Annotated in this window: 5 protein-coding genes and 1 pseudogene; 2 read left to right on the top strand and 4 right to left on the bottom strand. The window is 66.5% G+C overall.

All coding sequences use genetic code 11. The features are described from left to right. Positions 1-642 precede the first annotated feature (642 nt). From IQ782_RS28795 to IQ782_RS28780, 4 genes are all read right to left on the bottom strand, one after another. A complete protein-coding gene (locus IQ782_RS28795; protein ID WP_194138107.1) occupies positions 643-1,998 on the bottom strand; it encodes a sensor histidine kinase in 1,356 nt (451 codons plus the stop codon). Between the two features lie 1,028 nt (positions 1,999-3,026). Continuing rightward, positions 3,027-5,222, bottom strand: a complete 2,196-nt coding sequence (locus tag IQ782_RS28790; protein ID WP_194138106.1) for a xanthine dehydrogenase family protein molybdopterin-binding subunit — start codon at positions 5,220-5,222, stop codon at positions 3,027-3,029. After that, a complete protein-coding gene (locus IQ782_RS28785) occupies positions 5,219-6,241 on the bottom strand; it encodes an FAD binding domain-containing protein (RefSeq protein ID WP_194138105.1) in 1,023 nt (340 codons plus the stop codon). The genes IQ782_RS28790 and IQ782_RS28785 overlap by 4 nt, the downstream gene beginning before the upstream one ends. After that, a complete protein-coding gene (locus tag IQ782_RS28780) occupies positions 6,238-6,744 on the bottom strand; it encodes a 2Fe-2S iron-sulfur cluster-binding protein (RefSeq protein WP_194138104.1) in 507 nt (168 codons plus the stop codon). The genes IQ782_RS28785 and IQ782_RS28780 overlap by 4 nt, the downstream gene beginning before the upstream one ends. Before the next feature lie 532 nt (positions 6,745-7,276). Here IQ782_RS28780 and IQ782_RS28775 point away from each other — a divergent pair. Beyond that, positions 7,277-7,768, top strand: a pseudogene (locus tag IQ782_RS28775) (transposase); the annotation flags it as partial. A gap of 316 nt (positions 7,769-8,084) precedes the next feature. Then, positions 8,085-8,840, top strand: a complete 756-nt coding sequence (locus tag IQ782_RS28770) for a c-type cytochrome (RefSeq protein WP_240989658.1) — start codon at positions 8,085-8,087, stop codon at positions 8,838-8,840. Positions 8,841-9,035 lie beyond the last annotated feature (195 nt).

The following is a 9,035-nucleotide window of genomic DNA, read 5'->3' as shown; positions in this document are numbered from 1 at the left end:
ATCTGGCAGATACTGCTGGCGTCCGAATTGGCCGTTTCCACGTCGATCGCGATGAACCTGTAGGTCTTCGACAAGACCGCCCCGAGGGTGCGGAAGGAATCCGGCGCCGAAGCGCGAAGAGCATTTGTGACCATGTCGGACCCAGTTCGGATTTCAGTGTCTTGAATGCGCAATGCATCCTCCGGGCGTTGCAGAGTCAACCGGCGGCGGTGCCGCCGCCGCAAACGTCGCGCAAGCGCGCCGCACCGAACCCCGGCGTTGCTGCTCGTGCCCGGTGCAGGACACCCTGGGCGCGGTCCTCTCCGTAGGGCGGAATCTGGCCGTTGGCCGAGAAGCAGACACCCGCGAAGTCACGAGCCGGATCGACGCAGAGCCCTTGTCCGACATTGCCGTGCCCGTACGTTCCAGATTCATTGATTTTCAGATCCAGAAGGTGACGGCTCAGGCGAGGGCAATGGCCGAGAAAAAGACGTTTGGACAGTGGTCATAGCGGATTGCCACGCACCTCCAGTCCTTGAACCTGCCGAATGTGATCTCAATACGGCCGGGCTGATTGACCTCTCATGGAGGAACAACTTCGCGCCGCCGGTCACCAGAGCGAACCGCAGGCTCTGGTGGCGCCTTGCGGTGCGGGCCACCCAGTCAGCCCCGGAGCTTGAATTTCAGGCTCCAGGTAAGACCCTCGCTCGAATAGTCGACGTCGATCTCGCCCCCCAGAGTGGACTGCAGCATCCCGACGGTCAGAGTCGAGCCAAACCCCTTCCTCGACGGCTGCGAGACGGCCGGACCACCGCGCTCGCGCCAGACGATCTGCAGGAGCGTGCCGTCCGGGGAAAGCTGCCAGGCGATCGTGAGCTTGCCCGTCTCGTTCGACAGCGCCCCGTATTTGACCGCATTCGTCGTCAACTCATGGAACGCCAGTGCCAGCGACTGGGCTGCCGGGGCCGGGATCGTGACATCCGGAGCGCCCCGGAGAATGATCCGATTGCCGATCAGCTCCGCGAAGTGCGGCAGTTGCGAGCGCACGAGGGCTTCGAGCTCTATGTCCTGCCAGCTGCGGCGGACAAGGAGGTCCTGCGCCGCCGACATGCTTTCAAGTCGGCTCTGGAACACCGGCAGGAAATCGTCGGGCCGGGACCGCGCCGTCTGCCGTGATATGGCGAGTATGAGCGAGACCAGGTTCTTGCTCCGGTGGTTCAGCTCATGCAGCAGCGCGTCGATGGTCTCCTGCGCCTTGCGCGCCTCGGTGACATCCTCGACGATGGCCGCAATCCCGGCCACGCGGCCCGCAGATCTGATCGGGAAGAAGTGCTCGTTCCAGTGTCGCCGCTCGGAGGGCCGCGCCGGGGTGGAGCCCGAAATCTCGACGTCGCGCCTGGCGGTGCCGCTGTCCAAGACGTCCTGCAGCAGCTTCGCCACGCCAGCAATCTCGCGAACGTCAGGCAGCAGTTCCTCCGCTCTCTTCCCGATGTGAACTTCCGGCGCGAGGCCGTTCATTTCAGCCAAGAGCGGGTTGATCTTCAGAAACTTCAGGTCTCTGTCCCAGATCCCGATACCAACGGGTGCGTCGTTGAAGACCGCATCGAGAATTTCCGCGTCGCCGAGTACGACACCGCCCTCCGGGGCCCGCCCTTTCGGAAAAATACGCGCGTCAACAACATCGGTGACATCAGTCTCCACGCCCGACAGTCTGACCGCGGTGCCATGGGCATTTCTGACCACAAGTCCACGATCCAGCAGATATCGCACGCGTCCGTCCGGAAGCACGATCCTGAACTTATGTTCGAACGTGTCCGCATCCGCGCAGACCTCGGCCATTTCCTCTCGGATGCGTTGCCTGTCCTCGGGATGTACCGATGCGAAGAAGTCGGCCGCCCGATCAGGTGGGTGCTTCAACCCATACAGCTCGAGAAGTCCCCGACTCCAGAAGAGCTTGTCGTCGTCCAGATGCCACTCGTAGCTGCCTGTCCCCGGAATGGCCGCATCAGTATCAAACAAAGTCTGTTCCAAAGTGCCGCCTTCAGCTGATCTCCAGGACTCCATCTATCGTCGCGAAGGGCCCTACACCGGACCTGCGTGAGCCTCCAAACCTAGCGCATCTGACATGGGGTAAAAAGGACGCATTTGTCACGAGAGACCCAGGATGCAGTCAAATGACTTACTTTGCGTCGAATTCGACCGTGCCTGGCCGCGACGAAGCGAGAGCCACGAACTGTGACGAGATCAACAGGATGCTTCGGCGACGAATGCTCGCCGTTTCGGATTGATCGTCCGCCGCAGTCCGGGCTCAAGTGGTCTCCCGGCGCGCGCGAACGCGAGTTACTCCGGCGGCCGCATCACCCATGGTCGAAGCTTCATGGCAATGGGATGAGCTTCTGCGGTCGGTGCGGACAATATGCCAGCGGCCGCGGCCGACTTGGCCTGCGGACCTGCCAAGGTCATCAAGCAGCAGTTGCTGCCTCCGCGATGAACCGCACACGACACCTCGCGTTAAGGTCTCGAGACGCGCAGCGAAACCTTGCCGGATCGAGTGGGAGGTGGACGGAATGATCTTGCGGGTGCGTTCCGAAACGGGTGCGCTGGAACCTCAGCGAACGACCTGAGCGACTTCGAGACGTTCTGGCCGGGCCGGACGCTCGGTTTGCATGACGCCAAGCGCCGGGCTCTCGCTGGCCGTTCAGGAGGCGTTCGGCTTGCTCAAGTTGGCGGCGCGGCCCTCGCCTCTCGACGACACACACTCGCCGGTAAAGCTGCTCATTTGAGATCGAATGGATATCGTCGCGGTCGGCGAACGCCTCGGGAATGGCGAAACTCTTCCGGCCTCGGGGAGGACCGCGCAAAGCGACCGCAATCGGAGGTATCTCCTCTTTGCAAATCGGGATCGCGCCGGGTCTTGGCCGTGGACGCAAAACGCTGGAAGACCGTGGTCGCATCGTGTGATCTTCGGGCGACCCGAAATGACGCCTTTCCAAAACGCATGTTGGCGCGCATCCGCCGCCGAAACGGCGAATGCATCTCTTGGAACCTTAAGACCCCGCCGCCTCCATCGCCGCGATCACCCGGTCTGGCGTCGCGGGCATGTCATAGACCCGCGCGCCGCAGGCATTGCGCACGGCGTTGAGGATCGCCGCCCCCGCACCGGAAATACCGAGCTCACCGATACCTTTGGTCTGGATCGGGTTGGCCATGTCGTCGCGCTCCTCGAGGAAAACCACCGTCATGTCACCCGGCACGTCCGCGTGTGCGGGAACGTGGTAGTTGGCAAGATCGCGGGTCACCACGTGGCCGGTCCGGGGGTCATGGGCCATCTCCTCGGTCAGCGCCGCACCCAGCCCCCAGATCATTCCGCCAAGCGCCTGCGATCGCGCAGTCTTCTCGTTGAGGATCCGCCCCATGGCCATCACCCCAAGCATGCGGCGCACCCGCACTTCGCCGGTGTAGGCATGCACCGCCACCTCGGCAAAATGCGCGCCGAAGCCCGAGGAGAAATGGCTCTCCGAGGTGTCACCGGCCTCGACGCTGGCCTCCTCGACCAGTTCCTCTTCGACCAGTTCCGACAGCGGCATCTCGCGATTGCCGCCGCGGGCGATGCCGTCCTGCAGGGTCAGCTCCGACAGGCTGCAGCCCATGCGACCGGCCAGTGTCTCGCGGATCGCCTTGGCGGCAAGGAAGGTCGCCGAGCCCGCCGAGTTGGCGCCGAAGGAGCCGCCCGAACCCGAGGCCCCGGGGAAACTGGTGTCGCCAAGGCGCACCTCGACCTGTTCCACCCGCAGCCCCAGCATCTCGGCAGCGATCTGTCCGAGGATCGCGTAGGTGCCGGTGCCGATGTCGGTCATGTCGGTCTCGACCACCGCGCCGTCCGCGCCGAGCCGCACCCGCGCGGCGGATTTCACCAGCATGTTCGAGCGGGCCGCCGAGGCCATGCCCATGCCGACGAACCACTCGCCCTCGCGGCGGCTGCCCATCGGCTTGCGGTCTGCCCAGCCGAAGCGGTCCGCCCCCTCGCGCAGGCAATCCGCAAGACGCGTGGCGCTGAACGGCTGGCCGGTCATCGGGTTCTTCTCGGGCAGGTTCTTCAGCCGCAGCTCCACCGGGCACATCTCCAGCGCCTCGGCCAGCTCGTCCATCGCCTGCTCGAGCGCCAGCATCCCCACGGCCTCTCCCGGCGCGCGGACCGAGCCCGCAGGCGTCCGGCTAACCCGCGCCAATGTCTGCGCAAAGCTGAGCCCGTCGGCTCCGTAGAGGAACTGCGAGGCCTGGCTCACCGGCTCGGCGAAGCCCTCCCCCTCGATGTTCGACACACGGTCGTCATGCGAAAGCGCCCGCAGTCGGCCGTCCCTGTCGGCACCAAGCCGCAGCCGCTGGCTCGTTTCGCTGCGCCGGAGCACGGCATCAAAGACGGTCTGCCGGGTCATCACCACCCGCACCGGCCGCCCCAGCGCGCGCGCCGCGAGCGCGGCGGCGACCGCCTCCGGGCCGATACCCAGCTTCGAGCCGAAGCCGCCCCCGACATAGGGCGCGAGGATGCGCACCTTCTCCGCCGGGATGCCGAGCGAGTCTGCCAGCTCGTCCTTGTTGAAGCGCAGCATCTGCAGGGCGCCGCGCAGGGTCAGGCTGTCGCCCTCCCATTCGGCCACCGCCGCATGGGGCTCCATCGCGGCGGCCACCTGCGGCGCGGTGGCGTAGCTGCGGTCGAGCGTCACCTCCGACGCCGCGAAGGCCGCGTCGAAGTCCCCGGCGGTCTCGGGATCGTCCTGTTCGAGCGCGCTGGCGCTGGCGGGATCGGTCTCCACGCCCTCCTCGGCCTCGTAGCTCACGACAAGCCGCTGCGCCGCGTCGCGCGCCGCCTCGAAGCTCTCGGCAACCACCAGCGCGATCGGCTGGCCGTGGTAGTGCACCTCGTCGCCGGGCTGTACCGGGGCTTCGCCCGCCATGCCCTGCGCCGGGTTGCGCAGGAACTCGGGGCCGTGGAAGACGCCGATCACCCCGCCGAGGCCCGAGACCGAGCTTTCGTCGATGCCGGTGATGCGCCCGCGGGAGATCGTGGCTCGAACCAGCACGCCATGCGCCGCTCCCTCGGGCAGCCCGTCGGCGGCGTAATGCGCCCGGCCCGACACTTTCTTTGGTCCCTCGGGACGGTCGAGCGGGGCACCGACGATGCCTTGGCCGGTCTCATCGAGCAGGCGCGGCTGCGCCTCGTCCATGCGGAAGGTCTTGGTCATGCCGGGATCCTCGCGGTGCTGGCGCCTGTCGCGGGTTTGGCCAGTCCGGTGGCCTCGCGCAGCGCGGCGATCAGGGTACGCCGCAGTAGCGGCTTCTTGAACTCGGTGTCGGGATGGCAGTGCGCCTGCTCGATGAGCACGTCAGCGGCCTTGCCGAAGGCCTCATCCCCCGGGGCAGCCCCGACGAGCGCCTGCTCGGCCTCCGGGTCGGTCCAGGGGCGGGGAGCAACGCCGCCGAAGGCCAGCGAGGCCGAAGCGATGCGATCTCCCTCCATCTCCAGCACGGCCGCCACCGAGACCAGCGCAAAGGCGTAGGAGGCGCGGTCCCGCACCTTCTTGTACACCTGCCGCGTGTCCGCCAGCGGTGCGGGAAGGCGCACGGCAGTGATGATCTCGCCCGGCTCCAGAACGCTCTCGAGGTCGGGCCGGTCGCCGGGCAACCGGTAGAGCTCGGTCACCGGCAGGCACCGCGTCTCGCCCTCTTTCGAGCGGATCTCCACCTCGGCCCGCAGCGCCGCCAGCGCCACCGCCATGTCCGAGGGATGCGCCGCCAGGCAATGCTCGGAGGTGCCGAAGATCGCCAGCATCCGCCCGACGCCCTCCTGCGCCGCGCAGCCTTCGCCGGGGCTGCGCTTGTTGCAGGCCATGGCGGTGTCGTAGAAATACGGGCAGCGGGTGCGTTGCAGAAGGTTGCCGCCCGTGGTCGCCTTGTTGCGGATCTGTGCCGAGGCGCCCGCCAGAATGGCACGCGATAGCAGCGGCCAGCCGCTGCGGATGCGCCCGTCCGCCGCCAGCTCGGAGTTGGTCACCAATGCGCCGATGCGCAGGCCGTCCCCGTCCTCCGAGATGCCCTGCAGCTCGCCGATCCGCGAAATGTCCACCAGCCGCGATGGCGTCATCACCTGTATCTTCATCAGATCGAGCAGGTTGGTGCCCCCGGCGATGACGCTCGCGCCCTCGCCCATCTGACCCGCGGCGCCGGAAAGCGTCTCGGCCCGGCTGTATTCGAAGTCCCTCATGACTTCACCTCCGCGGCCATGGCGATGGCCTCGCGGATGAGCGGATAGGCCGAGCAGCGGCAGAGGTTGCCGCTCATGCGCTCGGCGATCTCGGCATCGTCGAGCGGCATCTCCCCCTCCAGCGAGGCGGAGGCAAATGACGGGTCCCCCGCGCGCAACTCCTCGAGCATGGCGGTGGCCGAGACGATCTGCCCCGGCGTGCAGAAGCCGCACTGGTAGCCGTCCTTGGCGACGAAGGCCTTCTGCAGGGCGTTCAGCGCCTCGGGACTGCCGAGCCCCTCGATGGTGGTCACCTCGTCGCCCTCGTGCATGGCGGCCAGGCACAGGCATGAATTCACCCGCTTGCCGTTGAGAAGCACCGTGCAGGCGCCGCACTGGCCATGGTCGCAGCCCTTCTTGGTGCCGGTCAGGTCGAGTTGGTCTCTCAGGGCGTCAAGGAGGGTGGCGCGCGTGTCGTGCTCGACCTCGTGGGCCTCGCCGTTCACTTTCAATCGTGTCCGCATATGGCTCTCTTGCTTGAAGGTGGCATGGGATCAGGCGATGGGTATCGCCCCTGCAGTCAAAACGGACCTCACGGCGACCGGGTTCCACAAAGGTCCGAACTCCGCGCTCAACAATGCCCGGCGGCGCGCTGCGGAAAGTATGTTTCCAAGGCAATCAGGTGCTCGGCGCTAAAGCGCCAGAGCGCCATCCTGCACGCGTTGCCCACCGAGATACGCACCAAAGTCGGTCTCGCGGTAAGGCCGACCGCTGAAGTGGCCAATTCGCTTGGCGCGGCAGTCCTCATCGCCAAGGCCCTGCGGCTCTCGGCGGACACGCGAATGCGCCCTCACGCGTCCGCGGAACTCGCGAAGTGTGTGACGAACGAAAGGGTCGCGCGGCTCCGTTTCCAACTCCGGCCGATATCCCCAGCGCGCCGAGCGCACTGCCATTTCCGGGTCGAGACCTGTGCAACCGCGATAGCCGAGCTTGTCCTCTGTTGCAAAAGTCGCGTGAGGGATCCATCTCGTGACTCCAGCGTGGTAGCTGCGATGCATGAGCAGACCCACGCTCCCGTCCAACCGGACCGGGAACTCGCTAACCCAAAATGAAGCGCTCAAGCGCCAAGGATCGCCGAGCATTTGGTTCGATCCCACTGTGACTTGGGACGCCGCACCGACAGGCAGGCGTAGGCCGCCGGCGAACTTACTGCGATGCCGCTATCAAGTTTCGATGAAGGGGTTGTTCGGCATGGCTCTCCGCCAGACGAGGGGCTTCGTGGAAAGCATGTTGCGGCTGGTCGGTCTCGACTGGGCAACGCCCGACCTCGGCACGCTGTCGCGCCGCCAGACGAGTCTGGTTGTGAAAACCCCGTATCGCGGGTCCGAGGGCCCGCTACATCTGCTGATTGAGAGCACCGGCATCGAGGTTGAGGGCGAAGGCGAGTGGCACGCCTGCAAGCACGCCCGACAGTACGGCGGTCGCAAGCGGCGGGTCTGGTGCAAGCTGCATCTCGGAATTGATGAGGAAACGCCGGGGACCCGCGCTGTTCCTTGCCCGGCAGGCGGTTTGCGACGCAAATCTGCCGAGAAGGGAGATCGCCGGGAGCCATATCGGTGTTGCACCTGTCCTGCTAGATCTGACCCAGCCAGATGCCGCTTGGCGAAAAGATCCGTCCGGTGACCGCCGACGCTACCTAAGAGCCGAGGCTTCGCCCGTTCCGGGCCGAGTTGATCCACTGGATCAATTCCTGAACGCCCATCGCCCCGCAAGCGCCACGATGCGATCGCCGAGCGCGAAGCGCTGGAAAGCCCTCACCGCCAGAGCGCCCGCCATTGTCCTCGGACCGATGGCGGGTTGGGACATGCGGTTCTTCGACAACGCGGGCTTCGAGCCGGTGGCGTCGGAGAGCGACGCGTGGAACCGCGGCAAGTACATCGTCGACGGCGGCGGTCACTGCGCCGCCTGCCACAGCCCGCGCAACGCGCTGGGGGCCGAGGTGGCCAGCGCCTACCTGCAGGGCGGCAACATCAGCGACTGGTATGCGCCCGACCTGACCCCGAACCCGCATGTCGGCCTCGGCGGCAGCTCGGCCCAGGACATCGCCACCTACCTCAAGACCGGCACCGACGGCGTCGCCGTCGCGGCGGGGCCGATGGCCGAGGCGGTCGAGCATTCGCTGCAGTACCTGACCGACGAGGACGCGCTGGCGGTGGGCACCTACCTCACAGCCCTGTCCGCCTCGGACACCCCCGCCCCCAAGGCGGCCTCGCTCGCCGAGACCGACATGGCGCGACTGGCGGATGTCTACGAGGTCAACTGCTCGGCCTGTCACGGGCTGGACGGCGAAGGCATCGAGGACATGGTCCCGGCCTTCTCGGCCAACCACGGACTGCTCGGCGATCCGACCAACATGATCCACGCGATGCTCAAGGGCACCCGCGCGCCGCACACGCACGCCGCGCAGACCGCCGCCGGAATGCCGTCCTTCGCCTGGAAGATGGACGACACGCAGGTGGCCGAGATCCTGACCTACGTGCGCAAAAGCTTCGGCAACGGCGCCGAGGCAGTCTCGCCCGAGGCGGTGGGCGAGATGCGCGACGCGCTGGATGCGCGCTAGCCGCTGCGCGCCGCGACGAACTGATCGCGCAACGCAGCAAGTACAAGAAAAGGCCGCAGGAGATATCTCCTGCGGCCTTTCTTCTTCGACGGGCCAGCCTTGCGCCGGATCCCCCTCGCCGCGTCACATCAGGTGTTCGACCGGTGGCGCGGCGACGAAGCGCCACTTGCGCAGCGGGCCGGCCATGACGTTGAG

Origin of the sequence: Salipiger mangrovisoli (assembly GCF_015223355.1) — a bacterium.
Lineage (GTDB): Bacteria > Pseudomonadota > Alphaproteobacteria > Rhodobacterales > Rhodobacteraceae > Salipiger > Salipiger mangrovisoli.
This window is presented reverse-complemented; position numbering and strand designations above follow the sequence as displayed.

Excerpts from the sequence above, each read along its gene's own strand:
- IQ782_RS28785 (WP_194138105.1), bottom strand. The coding sequence starts at position 6,241 with ATGAGGGACTTCGAATACAGCCGGGCCGAGACGCTTTCCGGCGCCGCG.
- IQ782_RS28790 (WP_194138106.1), bottom strand. The coding sequence starts at position 5,222 with ATGACCAAGACCTTCCGCATGGACGAGGCGCAGCCGCGCCTGCTCGAT.
- IQ782_RS28770 (WP_240989658.1), top strand. The coding sequence starts at position 8,085 with ATGCGGTTCTTCGACAACGCGGGCTTCGAGCCGGTGGCGTCGGAGAGC.
- IQ782_RS28780 (WP_194138104.1), bottom strand. The coding sequence starts at position 6,744 with ATGCGGACACGATTGAAAGTGAACGGCGAGGCCCACGAGGTCGAGCAC.